Raw genomic sequence first — 19,071 nt, 5'->3', positions numbered from 1 at the left:
CCTTGAGAGAGCCGCTGCCCTTTGCATGCCGACTGCGTGCTCCCTCAGCCTGTGGGCCCATCCCCCAGCATCTGCCCCACCGACCCCGCCGTACCGGCCGCCCGCTCACCCAGCAACCGATGCAGCGTGCCCAGCAGCTCATCCTCGTTGTAAGGCTTGCCCAGGTACACGTTGACGCCGATCTCCTCGGCATAGCGGCGGTGCTTGTCGGCCGTGCGCGAGGTGATCATCACCAGCGGCATATGCGCGGTGCGCGCGTCGGAGCGCACGTTGCGCGTCAGGTCGAAGCCGTCCATGTGCGGCATCTCGATGTCGACCAGCATCGCGTCCGGCATGACATCCTGCAGCTGCTTGAGCGCATCCACGCCGTCGCGCGCCAGCACCACCTGGTAGCCGGCGCGGCCCAGCAGGCGCTGGGTGGCCTTGCGCACGGTCAGCGAGTCATCCACCACCATCACGGTCGGCTGCACGGCCAGGCCGCGCACCGGCTCGGTGGTGCCGTCGCTCGCCAGTTCCGCGACCGCGCCCATCTGCGCCTGCACGGCAGGTAGCGCCGGCGTCTGCGGCAAGGCCTGCGGCACCGGCTGGCCGCGTTCGCGCACAAAGCGCTGCGCCAGCACCACCGGGTTGTAGATCAGCACGATCTCGCCATCGCCCAGCGTGGTCGCGCCGGCAATGCCTTCCAGCCGTGCCAGGTGCGGGCCGATATGCTTGACCACCACTTCGCGGTTGCCGACCACATCGTCCACATGCACCGCCACGCGCTCGGCGCCGCTGCGCACCAGCACCACCGGCGAATACTTGCGCCCGGCCGCGACCGCGTTGCCTTCTTCCAGCAGCGCGCCGAAGTAGAAGAACGGCACCTCGGCGCCAGCCACCGTGAGGCGACCCTGGTTGTAGGCATCCAGCAGCGCCGGGGCGCGCAGTTGCTGGACCTGGTCGATCATGCCGCTGGGCACGGCATAGCGCCGCGCGCCCAGCGAGATCACCAGCACCTGCGTGATTGCCGTGGTCAGCGGCAGGTGCACGGTGAAGGTGGTGCCCTGCCCGGGCTTCGATTCCAGCGTGATGCGTCCGCCCAGTGCCACGGTCTCGGCGCGCACCACGTCCATGCCCACGCCGCGGCCGGCCAGTTCCGACACCGCGTCGGCCGTGGAAAAGCCCGGCGCGAAGATCAGCTCGGTCAGGCGCGCCTCGCTGGCGTCGTCGTCCGGCGCCATCAGGCCGCGCTCGACCGCGCGCGCGCGGATGCGCGTCAGGTCCAGCCCGCCGCCGTCATCGACGAAATGCAGCACCACCTCGTTGCCTTCCTGCTGCACCTCCAGCGTCAGCGCGCCGGTGGCGGCCTTGCCCGCGGCGCGGCGCGGCGCAGCGGCTTCGATGCCGTGCACCACCGCGTTGCGGATCAGGTGCTCGATCGGGCCGGCCATGCGGTCCAGCACCGAGCGGTCGATTTCCACCGTGCCGCCCTTGATCAGAAGGCGCACTTCCTTGCCGGTCTCGGCCGCGGCCTGGCGTGCCACGCGATAGAGGCGCTCGGCCAGCGCGTCGAACTGCACCATGCGCGCCTGCATCAGCCCGCGCTGCATGCCGCGCGTCAGGCGCGCCTGCGCGGCCAGGTCGCCGGCGGCGCGGTCAAAGCCGCGCTGCAGGTTCTGCTCGACGGTGGCCACGTCGTTGACCGATTCGGCCATCATCCGCGTCAGCTCCTGGAAGCGCGTGAAGCGGTCGAACTCAAGCGGGTCGAATTCCTGCTTGTGCTGCGCGTCGGCAATGCGCGACGCCATCTGCGACTCAGCCTGGATCTCGATTTCGCGCAACTGCCCGCGCAGGCGCGCGACGTTGTCGTTCAGTTCGCCCAGGTAGGCGCGCATCGCCTCCAGTTCGCTGTCCAGGCGTGCGCGCGTGGCGCCGACTTCGCCGGCTTCGTTGATCAGCGTGTCGAGCGCGCGCGCCTGCACGCGCACCAGCGCGCGTTGCGGCTCGGCGGGCACGGCCGGCGGCATCGCCACCATCACGTCTGCCGGCCCCGGCATGGCGGGCAGGTTGGCTGCGGGCACCGCGTCAACGACGGCATCAGCCTGCGGCAGCGGCTCATCGGCCTGCACTTCCTCCGGCGCGTCGGCCAGGCCGTTGACCACGTCCGGATCGTCCGCGGGCAGCAGGCGGCCGGACGGCAGCGCCTCGACATGCGCCAGGATGCGGTCGTACCAGGCATAGAGCCGCTCGAACAGCTTCGGCGCGACGGCCTGCTGGCCCTGCCCGCGCAGGCTGGCGTCGAGCAGCGTCTCCATTTCATGCGCGGCCTGGCCCAGTGCCATGGCACCCGCCATGCGCGCACTGCCCTTGAGCGTATGCAGCGCGCGCAGCACCAGGCCGCCGTGGCGCGAGTCTTCCGGCGCTGCTTCCCAGCCACGCAGCAGCTTGCCCAGCTCGGGCAGCGTGCCTTGCGCCTCTTCCAGGAAGATCTGGACCAGCGCGGGATCCGGGGCGCCGCCCTCGTCCGATACCGGCGCAACGGGTGCCCGGTGCGAGGTCGGCAGCGCGATCACGACCGCGTCATGCGGCGTGGCCGGCGGCTGTGCGGCCTCCGGCCCGGGCAATGCCGGCGGCTCCGGCTGGTCTTCCTGCGCGGGCGGCAACTGGCCCAGCAGCTGCGCCACCGAGCCATCCGGCTCGGCCGGCGCCTGCGGCGCGGGCACCGCCACGCGCGGACGCAGCAGCGCGCGCTCGCCGAACTCAACCAGGCTGCGGTGCAGGCCGGCATCGGCATCCGGCCAGACGCCCGCGGCAAACTGGTGCAGCATGCCGCGCAGGCGCTCGACCGCCTGCTCCAGCAGGCGGAAATCGCCCGGGTGCATCGACACCGGGTGCGAGCCCAGCTGCAGCAGCAGGGCCTCCAGCGCCTCGGCGATCTCACGCACGGGTTCCAGGCCGACGGTGGACGCACTGCCCTGCAGCGTGTGGGCGACGCGCAGCCCCAGCTCGCTCGGGCACGGATGGCCTTCATGCCGCCACTCCGAGATGTCGGTGGCGAACTGGCGCAGCAGGTCGTCGGCCTCCTGCAGGTAGACGTTGTAGAGCGCCAGGCCGATGCGCACCGGCCCGATGACCTTGTAGTGGTCGTCCTCGTCCGACAGGCCACCGGACAGGCGGAACGGGATCACATTGTCGTCGCCGTGCCCGACGGCATCGGCGCCGGTGTGATCGGCGGCCTCGGCGGCCGGCTCGGGCGGCGCTTCTGCAGGCGCTCCGAACAACACTGGCAGTTCGTCCGCGGCCTGCGCGCCGCCCGGGTCGCGCACCGCCTCGGCGGCTGCCACCAGCGGCGCGATGTCGTGCCAGGTCGCCGCATCGCGATGCAGCTGTGCCACCCACGCCGACAGCTCGGCATGCGCGCGGCGCAGCAGCGACAGCAGCGCGGGCACCGGCTCGCGCGCTTCGGCAATCCACAGGTTCATGACCTGCTCGACCGCCCAGGCCGCTTCGCCATAGCGATGCAGGCCGACCATGCGGCTGGAGCCCTTGAGCGTATGGAAGGCGCGCCGCACGCGGCTGAGCGTATCGGCCTCGTGCAGCGCCTCAACGCCCGAGCCGAGGTCGCCGGCGATGCCGCCCAGCACCTCGTCGGCTTCGTTCAGGAAGATGTCGAGCAGTTCGGCGTCCAGCGCCGCCTTGTCGCCGGCAGCCGGCAGGCCTTGCGCCGCAGGCTGCGCGGCTGCGGGTGCCGCAGCCCCCGCCGGCTCGGCCAGTGCCAGTGCCAGCCTGCCGGCCGCATCATCGCTGCCGGCCAGCCAGGCATTGCATTGCATGGTGGCGTCGGCGGCCTGGCGGCGCAGCGCGGCATCGTCGTCGATGGTGGCCTGGTCGGCCAGCGCCTGCAGCGCGGCACGCAGGCGCTGCACTGGCGGCGCATCGGGTACGGGGCCGGCCTGGATCGCCTCGGCCGCGGCGGCGCGCGCGGCGGCGAGCGGATGCTGCGCGGCGCGCGGCGCATCGGGCTCGCCGGCCTCGGCAAGCGTATCGGCCCGCCGCACGCGGCCGAATTCCAGCCCATCGGCGAAGGCATGGACCGCGCCCAGCTCTGCCGCGACTTCGCCCAGCAGCGCGGCGCGCGCACTGGCATCGGCGAGTTCGCCCGGATCGGCCAGCCGCGCATTGACGGAATGCACCGCGGCGGCGGCCTGCGCGGCATCGTCCACCAGCGCTGCAGGCAGCGCGGCGGACGACTGCAAGTGCGCCAGCGTGGCGCCAAGCGCGGCAAAGGCCTGGCACGCATCGCGCAGATGGCCGGCGCCTTCGGCGCGGGCCGCGTTGCGGTCGAAGCTGTCCAGCCACGATTCGCCGCTGTCCAGCTGCGCCCGCAGCTGCGTCACGGCCTCGCTGCGCAGCGCCTGGGCGCGCGCCTCGTCGACCATGCCCGCAAGCCACGCGGGCGCGCTCGCGGCGGGATCGGCCAGGCACGTCGCCAGCGCCTCGCACTGCGCGGCAAAACGCGCCGCCGCCGGATGGGCGGATTGCCCGTGCACGCGCCACGGCAGCGCCAGCGCGCGCGCCAGGAACATCGCGATGCCGGAGGCGCCGAGTGCCTCGCCACGGTGATGCTGCCCGCCGTGCATGGCCGCCTGTGCCAGGCAGCGCTGCAGCGCCGGCTGCCCAAGCGGCTGCGCGGCTTCGGCCAGCGCGGCCAGCGCGGTTTCCCAGCCGGTGGGTTCGCCGGCGGCGGCGTGCTCAATCCCGGCGGCGGCCTGCTGCAGGTTGCGCGTGTCGATCGGGTCGAGCCAGCCGTAATAGCGCTGGCGGAAGTCCGCATTGGCGAGCGCGTGCGCGGGATCGAGGCGGAATGCCGCGAGCGTGCGCGCAATATCGGCACGCAGCGCAGCCACGCCGTCGCCGTCACCGGCCCCGTCGCGGGCCAGGCCGGTGCAAACCAGCAGGAACACCGCGTCGTTGAGCAGCGCCTGCGGCACGCGCACATGGCCCTGCAGGTACTGGCGCAGCAACAGGTTGGCGCGGCCGGCAAAGCGCTTGGCCAGCAGATCGGAAGGCAACAGGCCAAGGCCCAGCGCGCGGAACACCAGCCCCAGCACATGCCAGACCCCGCGATCCGGATGATCCGCCGCGCGGCGCGCCTCCTGCTCATTAGCGCGCACCTCGTCCAGCGCCGCGCACAGCGGCAGCCAGGCTTCGCGCAGCAGCGCCGCGTCGGTGCACGGCGCAGGCAGGCGCAATGCCTTGAGCAAGGCCGATTCAAACTGCTGGCGCGCACGCATGACCGCCGCCGGACCTCGCGCCGGCAGCAGCATGCCGGGCAGCATCTGCAGCTCATCGAGCCACAGGTCGGCCGGATGCACGCGCTCTTCGCCCAGGTGCGCCAGCACGCCCGCATAGGGCTGGAACAGGCGCAGCGGCGCTTCATCGTCGCCGGCCATCAGGTCGTCGACATACTCGGCCAGCGCCTGCACGCCGGCGCGGAATACCGCCAGCGCCTCGGGGCCGGCGGCAACGGTGCCGGCGTCGATGGCTTCGAGCAGGCGGCGCAGGGCCTGGCAATACGGATCGGTGCCGCGCAGCCCGACGATATGCACCGCGCCGGCGGCCTGGTGCAGGTGCTGGCCGGCCAGCCGCAGCGAGGTGGTGTCGCGCGCGCCCAGCGCTTCGGGCGCCTGGCGGACCTCGTCGACATAGTGGCCAAGCTCGGCGGCGGCGTCTTCCAGCGCGCTGCGCAGGCTGGGCGCAAGCCACGCCAGGCCGGACAGGTCGCGCGCGGGAGCGCCTGGATCGGAAACAGCAGGCATGCTCGCGGACGGCGGCGCCGGAGCCGGCTCGGGCACGGCGCCGGCGTCAGCCGGTGCGCCGGCTGTGGCGCCATCGCGCGGGACAGGGAAATTCAGGGACATGACGGCTTCCAGTGCGGCGCCCGGATGGCGGCCGCGGGCAACCTGCCGCAACAGGCGGCAGGCGCGGAGTTGGCATGAAGCGCGTGGCCGCTAAGCCCGGTAAGGCCGCGGTGCGCGGAAGCGGTCGCAGGCGTCATCCGGCCACTCAGGCGATCTTGAATCGCGACACGGAGTTGCGCAGCTCTTCGGTCAGCAGCGTCAGCTGGCGCACCGACTGCGCGGTCTGGCGCGTGCCGGTGGTGGTCTGCTCGGTAACCTGCAGGATGCGCGCGATATGGCGGGCCACGGTGGTGGCCAGGTCGGCCTCGTGCGAGGTGGACTGCGAGATCTGCTCGATCAGCTCGGCCAGCTGGCGCGACACGCGCCCGATCTCGACCAGTGCGGCACCGGCGTTGTCCGACAGCCGCGCCCCCTCCACCACGCCCTGCGTGCTGCGCTCCATGGCGTGCACCGCGTCCTGGGTATCGGTCTGGATGGTGCGGATCAGCGCGCCGATCTGCTTGGTGGCCTCGCCGGAGCGCTCGGCCAGCCGCTGCACTTCTTCGGCCACCACCGAGAAGCCGCGCCCGGCTTCGCCCGCGGACGCGGCCTGGATGGCGGCGTTCAGTGCCAGCACGTTGGTCTGCTCGGTAATGTCCGAGATCAGCTCGACGATTTCACCGATCTCCTGCGACGACTCGCCCAGGCGCTTGATGCGCTTGGAGGTTTCCTGGATCTGCTCGCGGATGTCGTTCATGCCGGCGATGGCGTTCTGCACCGCCTGCTGGCCCTGCTCCGCGGCAGACAGCGAGGCGCGCGCCACGTTGGCGGACTCGGCCGCGCCGCGCGACACCTGCGTGATGCGGTCGGCCATGTCCACCACCGATTCGCCGGTCTGGCGGATCTGGCGCGACTGCTCTTCGGTGGTCGACACCAGCTGGGTCGAGGTGGACTGCACCTGCCCCGACGCCTGCGTCACCTCGCCGGCGGTCTGCTGCACCCGGCCGACCAGCTCGCGCAGTTCTTCCACGGTGTAGTTGACCGAGTCGGCAATGGCGCCGGTGATGTCCTCGGTCACCGTGGCCTGGCGCGTCAGGTCGCCGTCGGCGATGTCCTGCAGCTCGTTCATCAGCTGCAGAATCGCCTTCTGGGTGTTGTCGTTGTTGCGCTTTTCGTCCAGGCGGCGGGACTCAGCCTCGCGCTCGCGCGCCTCTGCTTCCAGCGCGCGCATACGTGAATCGCGCAGATACAGTGCCGCCAGGCCCACCAGGCACAGCAGCGTCATGGCCGCCGACACCACGGTCGCGCCCAGCGTCAGCGGGCGGACGCGCGCCGACTGCGCGTAGGCGCGCTGCAGCGCCGAGAGCTCGCCGCGCAGCGCCTCGTTGTCGTTGAAGATCTGCTGCTGCGCGCGCTTGGCGGCAATCAGGCCCGGCAGGTTCTGCAGGATGGTCTGCGTGGTCTTCTGCACCGCTTCAAAGCGCTGCGACAGCTGCTTCAGGTAGCCGCGCGTCTCTTCGTCGGCGGCCGCCGACAGGCGCAGCGCCTCGCTGCCGTTGAGCAGGCCGTCCAGCGTTTCGCGGAAGGTGTTGGTGTCCTTGCCCAGCAGGAATGCGGTTTCGGGGTTGACGCCTTCGCCGGCCAGGAACTCGTTCAGGTTCTTGCCCAGGCGCTGCGTCAGCATCACCAGCTGCGCCGAGGCCGCCACCTCGCGCGCGTTGGCGCCGGACTGCAGCTTGATTGCCGCGACCTGTTCGGCGGATTCCAGCAGCTCAGGGTTGGAGGCGTTGAAGATCTGCAGCGTCTGGCCAATGGTGTTCAGCACCGGCTGCTGCGCCAGCACGTCGGCGGCGCTTTTCTCGGAGCGCTTCCACGATTGCATCGCGGACTCGAGCAGCGGTTCGGCCGCGCCGGAGGTGGCGCGCACGCGCTTCTCGTCGCTGCCTTCCTGCAGCGCCTTCAGGTCGCCTGCCAGCGCGTCTTTCGACTGACGCAGCTGCGTGAAGGCCTGCGCATTGCCCAGCAGTGCCACCGGCACGGCCTTGCCCAGGCGCTGCGAGTGCATCAGCATGTCGCCGGCGATCTCGATCTGCGCGGCGGCGTTGTTGGCGATGCGGTTGTCCAGGTACACCGAGCCAAGCAGTGCCACCAGCGACACCACCACGCCCACCGTCAGCAGCCGCTGCTGGGACGAGAACGGCATGCGCCCAAGCCAGCGCGTGACATGCTCCATTGGCGTGGCGCCCAGGCCGTCGGCGGATGGGGGTGCCGGTGCGGGTTCCGGGCCGCCGGCATAGGCCATGCCGGGCCCGCCCGCCAGGCCGGTGGCTGCTTCGGCTGCCGGCGTGCGCCGGCCCAGGCTGAATTTCTTGAAACCCATGGCACCCTCTTCCATTTTTTTCGTTGTCATGCCCGGCGGCTCGTGCCGGGTGCCGCAGGCCGTGGCCTGCGCGTCATTCTTGTATCTTGTAATTGGCGGCGGGCCTCAGGCCGCAACCCGTCCCACCTGCAGGAAGGCCGGCGCGTCCAGCAGCGCGCGCACGTCCAGCACCTGCCAGTCACGCCCGTCGCGGTCGGCAAAGCGTTGCCCTTCCCATGCCGGCGTGCCGGCCGGTGGTGGCGCATCGCCGTGCGGCAGGCTCAGGTCGGCGGCATGGCGCAAGCCCGTCACGCGCGTGGCCAGGATCGCGCAGGCGCGCTCCACCTGGCGCGACAGCACCACGATCTTGCTGCCGGGCTGCAGCGGCGTCGGCGCGCCGCCGCGGAACAGGCTGAAATCGATCACGCCCAGCAGGCTGCCGCGCGCATTGACCAGGCCGCTGTACCACGGCTGCGTCAGCGGCACCGGGCTGGGCGGGCGCATGTCGAGCACCTCGCCGGTATCGGCCAGCGGCAGCAGCCAGTTGCACGCGCCCACCTGCAGCGCCAGGTAGCTGTCGGCCGCGGGCAGGCTGCGCGCCTCGCGCAGGCGCCGGGCCAGCATGGCCTGGTAGTCCTGCAGGCGAGTCTGGCGGGCGCGAAGGTCTTGGCGTGGCGCGTTCATCTGGCGGTCCCCGGAACAGGTGGCGGTGGCTTCCCGTACGGCCTGCGCTGGCAGCTCAGTGCGCCAGCGCGGCGATCTTGCCCAGCAGCTCTTCGCCGTCGACGGGCTTGACGATGTAGTCAGACGCGCCCTGGCGCATGCCCCAGATGCGGTCGGTGTCCAGGCCCTTGCTGGTGCACATGATCACGGGGATGTCCTTGAAGCGGTCGTCGCGCTTGATCGCGCGGGTGGCCTGGTAGCCGTTCTGGCCGGGCATCACCACGTCCATCAGGATCAGGTCGAAGCTCTCGGCCTGCAGGCGCGCGAAGGCCTGGTCGCTGTTGCTGGCAACCGAGACCTTGAAGCCGCGCTTGCCGAGCAGGTCGGACATGAACAGGGCTTCGGTGGGGGAGTCGTCGACGATCAGGATCTTGTTGATGGCAGTCATGAGGTTTTCCTTCGATTCGTACATGGCGTCGCGTGCATGCGCTTCAGGCAGGCAGCACGTGGCCCGCGGCCTGGCATGGCAGGCAGGCCTGCACGGCGTGCAGCAGCGCTTCGCGGGTAAAAGGCTTGGCTAGATGGTCGTGCGCCCCGACCAGGCGGCCGCGCGAGCGGTCGAACACGCCGTCGCGCGAGGACAGCATGATCACGGGGATGGCGTGAAAGCGCGGACTCTTCTTGATCAGGGAGCAGGTCTGGTATCCGTCCAGGCGGGGCATCAGGATGTCGCAGAAGACCAGGTCCGGGTGCAGCTCGCCCACCTTGGCCAGCGCCTCGAAGCCGTCTTCGGCCAGCACCACCTGGTATCCCGCCTGCGACAGGAAGATCTCCGCGGTGCGGCGGATGGTGCTGGAATCATCGATGACCAGCACCTTGCGGCGCGGCGGTGCCGTGATGTCCGGAATGGAAATGCCAGGCGCCACACCCTGGGCGCCGGCGGTATTGACCCGCTGGTTTTCTTCTGTTTGAGCGACCCGCATTGTTGTTCCCGCGACCAGCTGCCCCTTGCGGAGCGCCGGCAAGCACTAGAGAACACCCGTGCGGAGCAGCGCGACCCCATGCGCGCCCCGACGGACCCCCGACAATTCTTGTTTCCCTTCCAAGGCCGGGCTGTGCCCGGCAGCGGCGGTGCGTGGAACCCGCACCTGCCTACCGTCCTCCCCGCCAGTGGCAGAGGGACGGGCAGTCATTTTGCAACAGAGTGTGACAAGACGCCGGGGGGCCGTCAATCCGGTCCGGCCGCGGTCGGCCGGCGTTCTGTCGCATTGGCGCGACGCGCGCCCGGTAATTGTTCTTCTGGGGACGCCGCCTCAGATGGCGACCATCTCGAAATCTTCCTTGCGCGCACCGCATTCCGGGCAGGTCCAGTTGATGGGCACGTCTTCCCACCGGGTTCCGGGGGCGATGCCGTCTTCCGGCGCGCCTGCGGCTTCATCGTAGATCCAGCCGCAGATCAGGCACATCCAAGTCTTGTATTCCATAACAGGCTCTGGCCACTCTCCATTAAAATCCAGCGCAGATGGTACCGAAACCGTGCCGCCGGCGCCAGCCGGCGGCCGCCAGAATCGTGCCAGATCCGCCGTGTTCGCGCATGTTAGCGCCCTGTTAGCGCCTGATTGGCGGGCAATTGCAGCGAATTTCCGCTGTTTTTGCCGCATGTCAACGATAAGTCCCGGGCCCGCCGCACACGATCCCTGCAGTCCTTGTCCTCACCTCAACGCCATGTCCCGTAATCAGCAGCTCTTCGACCGCGCCCAGCAGACCATTCCCGGGGGCGTCAACTCGCCCGTGCGCGCCTTCCGCTCGGTGGGCGGCACGCCGCGCTTCATCACGCGCGCCGAAGGCGCCTATATGTGGGACGCCGACGGGCAACGCTATATCGACTACATCGGCTCCTGGGGCCCGATGATCCTGGGCCACGCCCACCCCGAAGTGGTGCGTGCGGTACAGGAAACCGCCGCGCACAGCTTCTCGTTCGGCGCCCCGACCGAGGCCGAGATCACCATGGCCGAGGAAATCTGCAAGCTGGTGCCGTCGATCGAGCAGGTGCGGCTGGTCTCCTCCGGCACCGAAGCCACCATGAGCGCACTGCGGCTGGCGCGCGGCTTCACCGGCCGCGACCTGATCATCAAGTTCGAAGGCTGCTACCACGGCCACGCCGACAGCCTGCTGGTCAAGGCCGGCTCCGGCCTGCTGACCTTTGCCGACACCACCCAGAACGCGCCGTCGTCGGCCGGCGTGCCGGCCGACGTGACGCGCCACACCATGGTGCTGGAGTACAACAACGTCGAGCAGCTGGAACAGGCCTTCGCCAGGCATGCCGGCGAGATCGCCGCGGTGATCGTCGAGCCGGTGGCCGGCAACATGAACCTGGTGCGCGCCACCGATGCCTTCCTGAAGGCCATGCGCGAACTGTGCACCCGCGACGGCGCGGTGCTGATCCTGGACGAGGTCATGACCGGCTTCCGCGTGGCGCTGGGCGGCGCGCAGGCGCACTACGGCATCCGGCCCGACCTGACCTGCCTGGGCAAGGTGATCGGCGGCGGCATGCCGGCGGCGGCCTTCGGCGGGCGCCGCGACATCATGGCCAAGCTGGCGCCGCTGGGCGGCGTCTACCAGGCCGGCACGCTCTCGGGCAACCCGCTGGCGGTGGCCGCGGGCCTGGCCACGCTCAAGCTGATCCAGGCACCCGGTTTCTATGAGCGCCTGGCCACCCAGACCCGCAAGCTGGCCGACGGCCTGGCCGAGGCCGCCAAGGCCGCGGGCGTGCCGTTCGCGGCGGATGCCATCGGCGGCATGTTCGGGATCTACTTCCGCGACGGCGTGCCGGGCAGCTTCGCCGAAGTGACCAGGAGCGACACCGCGCGCTTCAACCGCTTCTTCCACGCCATGCTGGATCACGGCGTCTACCTGGCGCCATCGGCCTTCGAGGCCGGCTTTGTCTCGGCGCAGCACGACGACGCCATCCTGGCGGCCACGCTCGACGCCGCGCGCAAGGCGTTCGCGGCGGGCTGAGGCCATGCCAGGCAGGCGGCGCCCCCGTGCGCCGCCTGCCCCTCTGGCGACAAGGGCGGTGCGCTACACTTGGGTTTTCGTCCAACCTGCGGAGTCTCCGATGCGCGCTTCTTCGTCCCCCTCCTTGTCCAGCAGCTCGCCGGTGCCTGTCTTGCGCTGGCTGCTGCTGGCGGTCATGGCCAGCCTGCTGTCCGCCTGCGGCTACAACGACTTCCAGGCCAAGGACGAGGCGGTCAAGGCAGCCTGGGGCGAAGTCATCAACCAGTACCAGCGCCGCGCCGACCTGATCCCCAACCTGGTCAACACGGTCAAGGGCTACGCCACGCACGAGCGTGAGACCCTTGAGGCCGTAACCAAGGCGCGCGCCGCCGCCACCAGCATCCAGGTCTCGCCCGAAACCCTGAACGACCCCGAAGCCTTCAAGCGCTTCCAGCAGGCCCAGGGCGAGCTGTCCGGCGCGCTGTCGCGCCTGCTGGCGGTGTCCGAGAACTACCCGCAACTGAAGGCCGACGCCTCGTTCCGCGACCTGCAATCGCAGCTTGAGGGCACCGAGAACCGCATCACCGTGGCCCGCCAGCGCTACATCGCCGCCGTGCAGCAGTACAACGTGCTGGCGCGCAGCTTCCCGACCAACCTGACGGCGATGGTCTTCAAATACCCGGTCAAGCCGTCGTTCACGGTGGACAACGAGAAAGCCATCTCCACGCCGCCCGCAGTCAAGTTCTGAGGCGGGCCACACCATGGGCCACACCCTGCGCACGCCCTGGCGGCACGCCTGGCTGGCGGCCGCCCTGCTATGGCTGGCGGCATTGCTGGCCGGCCCGGCGCTGGCGGCAGACGGCTTCGTCGCGGTGCCGCCGCTGACCCAGCGGGTCACCGACCTGACCGGCACGCTGACGCCGCAGCAGCGCGTCGCGCTCGAGAACGTGCTGGCGGAATACGAGCAGCAGCGCGGCAGCCAGATCTTCGTGCTGATGGTGCCCACCACCGATCCCGAGCCGATCGATGCCTACAGCATCCGCGTGGCCGACGCCTGGCGCGCCGGGCGCAAGGGCATCGACGACGGCGTGATCGTGCTGATCGCCAAGGACAACCCGCCCGGGCTGCGCAAGATGCGGCTGGAGGTCGGGCGCGGCGTGCAGGGGTCGCTGACCGATGCCATGTCCAAGCGCATCCTGCAGGACGTGATGGCCCCCCACTTCCGCCAGAACGACTTCTACGGCGGGCTGGCAGCGGGGATCTCGGCCATCCAGGCCACCATCGACAAGGAAGGCCTGGCGGCACCGCAGCGCAAGGCGCAGCAATCGTCCGGGCTGGCCGAGTGGCTGCCGGCACTGCTGCCGCTGGCGATCATCGTGTTCTTCTTCCTGAGTGCCATCCTGCGCCGGCGCGGCCCGCAGATCGTCACCACCCGGCGCGGGCGCGACGTGGTCGCCGGCGGGTTGGGCGGCCTGGGTGGCTACACCGTGGGGCAGGACTGGGGCCGGCGCAGCGGCGGCTTTGGCGGAGGCGGCGGTGACAGCGGCGGCGGCTTTGGTGGTGGCGGCGGCGGCGGCTTCGACGGCGGCGGCGCCTCGGGCAACTGGTGACAGCGCAAGGAACGACGACAATGCCGAATCTCCGACGTGCCCTGCACCATATCGCCACCACGGCCGGCGCAGCCCGCAAGCACTTTCCGGCCGAAGCCCAGCAACAGCTGCATGAAGCCGTGCATGCCGGCGAAGCCAGCCACCGCGGCGAGATCCGCGTGGTGATCGAAGCCAGCCTGCCGGTGGGCCATGCCTGGGCCGGCGTCACGCCGCGCGAGCGCGCCCGCTTCCTGTTTGGCGCGCTCGAGGTCTGGAACACCGCGGACCATACCGGCGTGCTGCTCTATATCAACCTGGCCGACCATGCGGTCGAGCTGCTGGCCGACCGCGGCATCGACGCCTGCGTAGGGCCCGCCACCTGGCGCGAGCTGTGCGACGAACTGGCGCGGGGACTCAGGCAGGACCTGTCGGTACGGCCGGTGCTGGCCACGGTGGCGCGCATCCATGCACTGCTGGCCACGCACTTCCCGTCCGACGGCGGGCCCAACCCGAACGAGCTGGACGACCGTCCGGTCATGCTCTAGCCGGAACGCTCCAACTCAGCGGACAGCAGCCGCCTCGCGGCGCGCGCGCCGCCCGCCCATTGCATACCACACTGCCGCCAGCGCCTGCAGCGCCACCAGCCCGGCCCATGCCGTCAGGTGCGCCGCCTTTGGGTAATGGCCGCCGGTGGCAGGCCACAGGTCCAGCACGAAACCAACACCTACCTGGCAGGCAAAGGTGGACAGGAACACCGTCAGCGTCAGCGCAGTGGTAGCCCTTCCGATCAGCGCATCCGGGAAGCTGCGCGCCAGCACCGCATAGGTCAGGATGCCGCTGGAGCCAAACACGCCATAAGCCACCCACAGCAGCACTGGCGGCAGCGGGACCTGCGCCATCAGCAGCAGCTGGACCACGATAAAGGCGGTCATGCCAGTGCCGGCAAAGGCATACAGGCTCACGCCGATACGCTCCAGGTGGCGCGCGGCCCAGCCCGCGCCGACGCAGCCGGCCATCATCGCAAAGCCGATCACCGAGACCAGTTGTGCGCTGCTGGCCGAATTGAAGCCGGACACGTCGCGCAGGAAGGCACCCACCCATAGCGTCTGCACCGCCATGAACACGCCTTGGTTGAGCAGTGTCAGCGGCACCACGCGCCAGAATCGTTCGCTGGCCAGGATCTGGCGCGTGCCGCGCAGTTGTTCGCGCAGGCTTTCCTTGCCGGCGCGCGGCTTGTCGGGCACGCCGAACCACAGCAGCACCGCCATCGCCAGCGATATGCAGGTCAGCCCCATGCTGACCGTGCGCCAGTCAGTCACTGACAGCAGCCACGACAGCGGCGCGCCCACCAGCACCGCGCCCAGGCCGCCGATGGCCATCACCACGCCGTTGAGCAATGGCATGCGCGACAGCGGGAACCATATCGACAGCGCCTGGATGGTGGCGCCCAGGCACACCGACACGCCCACCCCGATCAGCAGCCGGCCGGCGGCCAGCCCGGCCATGCCGGGCGCCAGCGCGAACACCATCGAACCGGCCACGGCCACCAGCAGCATCACCGCCTCGGTGCGGCGCGGGCCGTAGCGGTCCAGCAGGATGCCCGCCGGCAGCTGGGCGCAGGCAAAGCCAAGGAAGTAGAAGCTGGTGAGCAGGCCCAGGTCGCCGGCATTGAGCCCGAGTTCGCGCGTCAGGTGCGGCGCAAAGCCCAGGTTGACGCCGCGGAACAGATAGGACACCAGGAAGCCCAGCGAGAATACCGCCAGCACGCGCCAGCGGGCGCCGGCAGCAGCGCCAGAGGCAAGTCGCGCTTGCGAGGGCGCAGAAGACAAGTTTGAAGTCGTAGTCGTCATGATGGCCCGAATTGTCGTTCCCCTGGCAATTCAAAGCCAACGAAAGATACCCGCGGCAATTGTGAGTAGAATTTGACGGCCATGGCCAATTCCCCCGCCAAACCCGCCCAACGCCCCGTCCACCTGCCGCCGCTGCAAGCGCTGCGTGCGCTCGAGGCCGCCACGCGCCACCGCAGTTTCTCGCGCGCGGCCGAGGAACTGGCCCTGACGCACAGCGCCATCAGCCACCATATCCGTGCGCTGGAGACCAGCCTGGGCACCAAGCTGTTCCAGCGCACCGGCAGCCAGATGACTCCCACCAGCGTGGGCGCGCGGCTGGCCGAACAGGTGCGCGCCGCGCTCGACAGCATCGAGAGCGCGCTGCGCGAGGCCGGCAACAGCGCCGGGCCGCCGGTAGTCCGGCTGCAGGTCAGCGTGATGGCCGACCTGGCCAATGCCTGGCTGATCCGGCGCCTGCCCAGCCTGCACGCCCAGGTGCCGTCGCTGGACCTGCACCTGCGCCTGCATGCGGAAATCACGCCGCCCGACCCGTACAGCGTCGATGTCGGCATCTGGCACCAGCGCATCGACCTGCCCGGCTTTGAATGCCACAACCTGATCGAGGACCATGTGATCGCGGTGGCCAGCCCGGCGCTGCTGGCGCGCTACCCCGGCTTCACACTGGCCGACGTGCCGCGCATGCCGATGCTGCGCTTTGCGCTGCGCCCCTGGCGCGACTGGCTCGAAGCCGCCGGCCTGCCAGGCGACGAGCCCGAACGCGGCCCGATCTTCCAGGACGCCGGCCTGATGCTGCAATCCGCCGTCGCCGGGCTGGGCGTAGCCACTGCGCGCGCCCAGCTGGCGCACGATTACCTGGCCAGCGGCGAACTGGTGCAGATCGGGCCCGCCCGCATCCCGTCCAGCCTCCACTACTGGGTCACCTGGCGCGAAGGCAATCCGCGCGAGAAGGCCATCCAGCAGTTCCATGCATGGCTGCAGGAGCAGGTCCGGCAGGAAGCCGGCCACGTCCACCCTGCCGCCGACGGCGGCACGCCCGCCGAGCGGTTTCATGCATGAAATCGTTTGAAGCGCGGATGTTGGCAATACGAATCATTTTCGTCTAGGCCAGTGAAATCAAGGGCTTGGCGAATGGCGCAAGCCGTCCGATGACCCGCCATACGCGTGCGCCGCGGCCTTGCCGGAACTGCCCGAGTTTCACCAATGCAACCAATCGGCACACCGTGCCAGCAGCCGTGAAAAATCTACCCGGCCCATCCAAAGAGATGAGAAACGGCCGGGCCGGCCCTGGCCGGCATCGTGCAAACGCTTGTCAACGTGTCGATTCCCTCCACCCAAGCGCGCCCGCACGGCGCGCGCAGCGCCAAAAGGCTGAGGCCAACCGCGGCGCACCGGGGTGGCTACCGATGTACAGAGTTCAAATCGTTGTAACGGAAATGAAACTACCTGGCAGCTTCACTCGCGTGCTGCATCCGAGCCCTGACGCCTGTCCGTTTGAATTTTCGCCTTCCCTCCTTCGGATGGGCATTGCCGGCAAAAAGTATGCTTTCCGGCACTTCTCCGTCGTGCACTGTGATTCATGCATCTCATCATCAATTCGTCTAATGCTGCATCGCAGCATAAAAATCCGGCCACATGTATCAGGCGCGGAACATTATTGATCGCCAAGAGCTGGCAAATGCCAGCTGAAAATTCCCCTTTCCTTTTGTTATCAAAGAGTTAGCCATATCTGGCACGTTCGTCGCACATATGTCCGCGCGAACAGAAGCCCGGAACAGGGGGACGTCTGAAACCGAAGCGGCAACACACTGGCACGCGTTCGCCGAAGATCAGTTTCAGGACGACCCCGCATCCCAGGGCGGGATTCGCACTGGCGCTGTAAGCGTGGGCCACGCGGCAGGAACTGGCCTGCATCGGCTGGCCAGGTTGCAGGGGTCGTCGACAAGATTAGCGGAGGTCGTTCAGGAACACGGGCCGCAAGCGGACGAAAAGCGGCCCGTGGTACCTGGACTATGCGGCACGCCACGGCTAAACGGGGCGGCACGCAGACAACAACGGACGCATCGGCCGAGCCGGCGCATCCGGACAAGAAACGGGGTGAAGCAACTGTCTGCCTTGCAGGCGAAGCGAAGCGGCAGCCGCCGTGACCGATACCAGGGGGGTAAGGTCACGGCGGCGGCGAAAACGGGTTCACCGGCCCGCGCAACGCAGCGCCGCAGGCAGCAATTTTGGGAGAGCGCCAGGCCGCGGCATTGACATGTTGCGGCAGGCGCAAGCCTTAGCGCCAACGAAACCAGTGACCCGCGACAGCAGGCCGCCGGCTTTGTAAAAACAAAAGATCCGGGGAAATTTTATGAGCGCGTACACCAACCGCCCGCTGCTGTACCTGTCGCAGCACCACGACGCCATGCTCTGCAGGATGCTCGCACAGCGTGGCTGGAAGATCAGCTTCGCCTCCAACCTGCAAGACCTCCACGCGCTGCCCCCGGGCAACCAGCCGCTTGCGGCGATGCTCGACCTGCAAGGCGGCTTCAGCGACGCCGACCTGGAATCGTTCGAGCCCTGGCTCTCGCTGCCGCATATCGGCTGGATCGGCATCATCACCGGCCAGGAGTCCCTGACCGAATCCGCGCGCCGGCTGCTGGGCCTGTACTTCGTCGACTATTACACCGCACCGATCGAGCACTCTCGCCTGGCGGAATCGCTCGGCCACGCGCTCGGCATGGCGCAACTGCGCCCGGGCGCGCAGCATGCCCGCCCCGGCACCGCACGCCCGGACGGCATGATCGGCAGCTGCCCGGCCATGCAATCGCTCTTCCGCGGTATCGAAAAGGTGTCGCGGTGGGACACGCCCGTGCTGATCTCCGGCGAGTCCGGCACCGGCAAGGAACTGGCCGCTCATGCCATCCACCGCGCCTCGGAGCGGGCCTCGCGCCCCTTCGTTGCGGTCAACTGCGCGGCGATCCCGCCCACGCTGCTGATGTCAGAGCTGTTCGGCTATGAGCGCGGCGCCTTCACCGGCGCGACCAAGCGCAAGCCTGGCCGTATCGAGATGGCGCAGGGCGGTACCCTGTTCCTCGATGAAATCGGCGACATGCCGATCGAAAGCCAGACCAGCCTGCTGCGCTTCCTGGAAACCGGCCGCATCGAGCGGCTGGGCGGCACCGAATCGGTGGAGGTGGATGTGCGCCTCATCTCCGCCACCCACGTCGACCTGGAGGCCGCGATCGCCGCCGAACGCTTCCGCGGCGACCTCTACCACCGGCTGTGCGTGCTGCGCGTGCGCCAGCCACCGCTGCGCGAACGCGGCAGCGACATCCTGCTGATCGCCGAACACGTGCTGGACAACGTGCGCAAGCAGTCGCCGGCACGCATCCGCGGCTTCTCGCCGATGGCGCTGCGCGCGATCCAGCACCACAACTGGCCCGGCAACGTGCGCGAACTTATCAACCGCATCCGCCACGCCGCCGCCATGTGCGAAGACGGCGTGATCCAGCCCGACGACCTGGAGCTGGCCATCCCCGCCGACGACCGCCCGCTCACGCTCGCGGCCATCCGCGAAGCGGCCGAGCAGACCGCGATCGTCGAGGCGCTGCAGCGGCATCATGAGCGGTTGATTGATGTGGCGGCAGAGCTGGGGATTTCGCGGGTGACGTTGTTCAGGTTGATGCGGGATTACAAGCTGCAGGTGAAGAAGGGGGATCTGGGGTTGATCTGCGTGCAGGGCTAGCCGATCC

Annotated in this window: 13 protein-coding genes; 6 read left to right on the top strand and 7 right to left on the bottom strand. The window is 69.5% G+C overall.

All coding sequences use genetic code 11. The features are described 5' to 3' along the window. Nucleotides 1-44: 44 nt before the first annotated feature. The 6 genes from RS901_RS10135 to RS901_RS10110 all read right to left on the bottom strand — a co-directional run bounded on the left by RS901_RS10135 (nucleotide 45) and on the right by RS901_RS10110 (nucleotide 10,385). Nucleotides 45-5,900: an Hpt domain-containing protein gene (locus tag RS901_RS10135; RefSeq protein ID WP_316148637.1), complete on the bottom strand. Its 5,856-nt coding sequence runs from the start codon at nucleotides 5,898-5,900 to the stop codon at nucleotides 45-47. A gap of 145 nt (nucleotides 5,901-6,045) precedes the next feature. Next, complete coding sequence (locus RS901_RS10130) at nucleotides 6,046-8,259, bottom strand: methyl-accepting chemotaxis protein (RefSeq protein ID WP_316153455.1); 2,214 nt, start codon at nucleotides 8,257-8,259, stop codon at nucleotides 6,046-6,048. A gap of 105 nt (nucleotides 8,260-8,364) precedes the next feature. Then, nucleotides 8,365-8,922: a chemotaxis protein CheW gene (locus RS901_RS10125; protein WP_316148635.1), complete on the bottom strand. Its 558-nt coding sequence runs from the start codon at nucleotides 8,920-8,922 to the stop codon at nucleotides 8,365-8,367. 55 nt (nucleotides 8,923-8,977) lie between these two features. Continuing rightward, entirely contained in the window at nucleotides 8,978-9,349 is a 372-nt protein-coding gene (locus RS901_RS10120; protein WP_010813015.1) for a response regulator, read from the bottom strand. A gap of 43 nt (nucleotides 9,350-9,392) precedes the next feature. Beyond that, entirely contained in the window at nucleotides 9,393-9,884 is a 492-nt protein-coding gene (locus RS901_RS10115) for a response regulator (protein ID WP_316148633.1), read from the bottom strand. A gap of 330 nt (nucleotides 9,885-10,214) precedes the next feature. Beyond that, nucleotides 10,215-10,385: a rubredoxin gene (locus RS901_RS10110; protein WP_010813017.1), complete on the bottom strand. Its 171-nt coding sequence runs from the start codon at nucleotides 10,383-10,385 to the stop codon at nucleotides 10,215-10,217. 241 nt (nucleotides 10,386-10,626) lie between these two features. Between RS901_RS10110 and hemL the strand changes: the two genes are divergently transcribed. The 4 genes from hemL (at nucleotide 10,627) to RS901_RS10090 (ending at nucleotide 14,032) form a co-directional block, all read left to right on the top strand. Next, on the top strand, nucleotides 10,627-11,919 hold the full coding sequence (gene hemL, locus RS901_RS10105; protein WP_316148623.1) for a glutamate-1-semialdehyde 2,1-aminomutase: 1,293 nt from the start codon (nucleotides 10,627-10,629) through the stop codon (nucleotides 11,917-11,919). Nucleotides 11,920-12,019: 100 nt separating this feature from the next. Then, a complete protein-coding gene (locus RS901_RS10100) occupies nucleotides 12,020-12,646 on the top strand; it encodes a LemA family protein (protein WP_316148622.1) in 627 nt (208 codons plus the stop codon). Between the two features lie 13 nt (nucleotides 12,647-12,659). Further along, nucleotides 12,660-13,508 (top strand): YgcG family protein, encoded by an 849-nt coding sequence (locus RS901_RS10095; RefSeq protein ID WP_316148621.1) that lies wholly within the window; start codon nucleotides 12,660-12,662, stop codon nucleotides 13,506-13,508. Between the two features lie 20 nt (nucleotides 13,509-13,528). After that, complete coding sequence (locus RS901_RS10090) at nucleotides 13,529-14,032, top strand: TPM domain-containing protein (RefSeq protein ID WP_114131329.1); 504 nt, start codon at nucleotides 13,529-13,531, stop codon at nucleotides 14,030-14,032. A 15-nt stretch (nucleotides 14,033-14,047) separates the two neighbouring features. Here the strand turns inward: RS901_RS10090 and RS901_RS10085 are convergent, their stop codons facing one another. Beyond that, nucleotides 14,048-15,337 (bottom strand): MFS transporter, encoded by a 1,290-nt coding sequence (locus RS901_RS10085; protein WP_316148618.1) that lies wholly within the window; start codon nucleotides 15,335-15,337, stop codon nucleotides 14,048-14,050. Nucleotides 15,338-15,418: 81 nt separating this feature from the next. Here RS901_RS10085 and RS901_RS10080 point away from each other — a divergent pair, with 81 nt between their 5' ends. Together RS901_RS10080 and RS901_RS10075 are read left to right on the top strand one after the other, a co-directional pair. Continuing rightward, on the top strand, nucleotides 15,419-16,393 hold the full coding sequence (locus RS901_RS10080; protein WP_316148617.1) for a LysR substrate-binding domain-containing protein: 975 nt from the start codon (nucleotides 15,419-15,421) through the stop codon (nucleotides 16,391-16,393). Nucleotides 16,394-17,687: 1,294 nt separating this feature from the next. Beyond that, nucleotides 17,688-19,064 (top strand): sigma-54 dependent transcriptional regulator, encoded by a 1,377-nt coding sequence (locus tag RS901_RS10075; RefSeq protein ID WP_316148616.1) that lies wholly within the window; start codon nucleotides 17,688-17,690, stop codon nucleotides 19,062-19,064. Nucleotides 19,065-19,071: the final 7 nt, after the last annotated feature.

This window comes from Cupriavidus sp. BIC8F (assembly GCF_032465815.1).
Lineage (GTDB): Bacteria > Pseudomonadota > Gammaproteobacteria > Burkholderiales > Burkholderiaceae > Cupriavidus > Cupriavidus necator.
The sequence above is the reverse complement of the archived record's forward strand: the minus strand, read 5'-3'. Positions and strand labels throughout refer to the sequence as shown.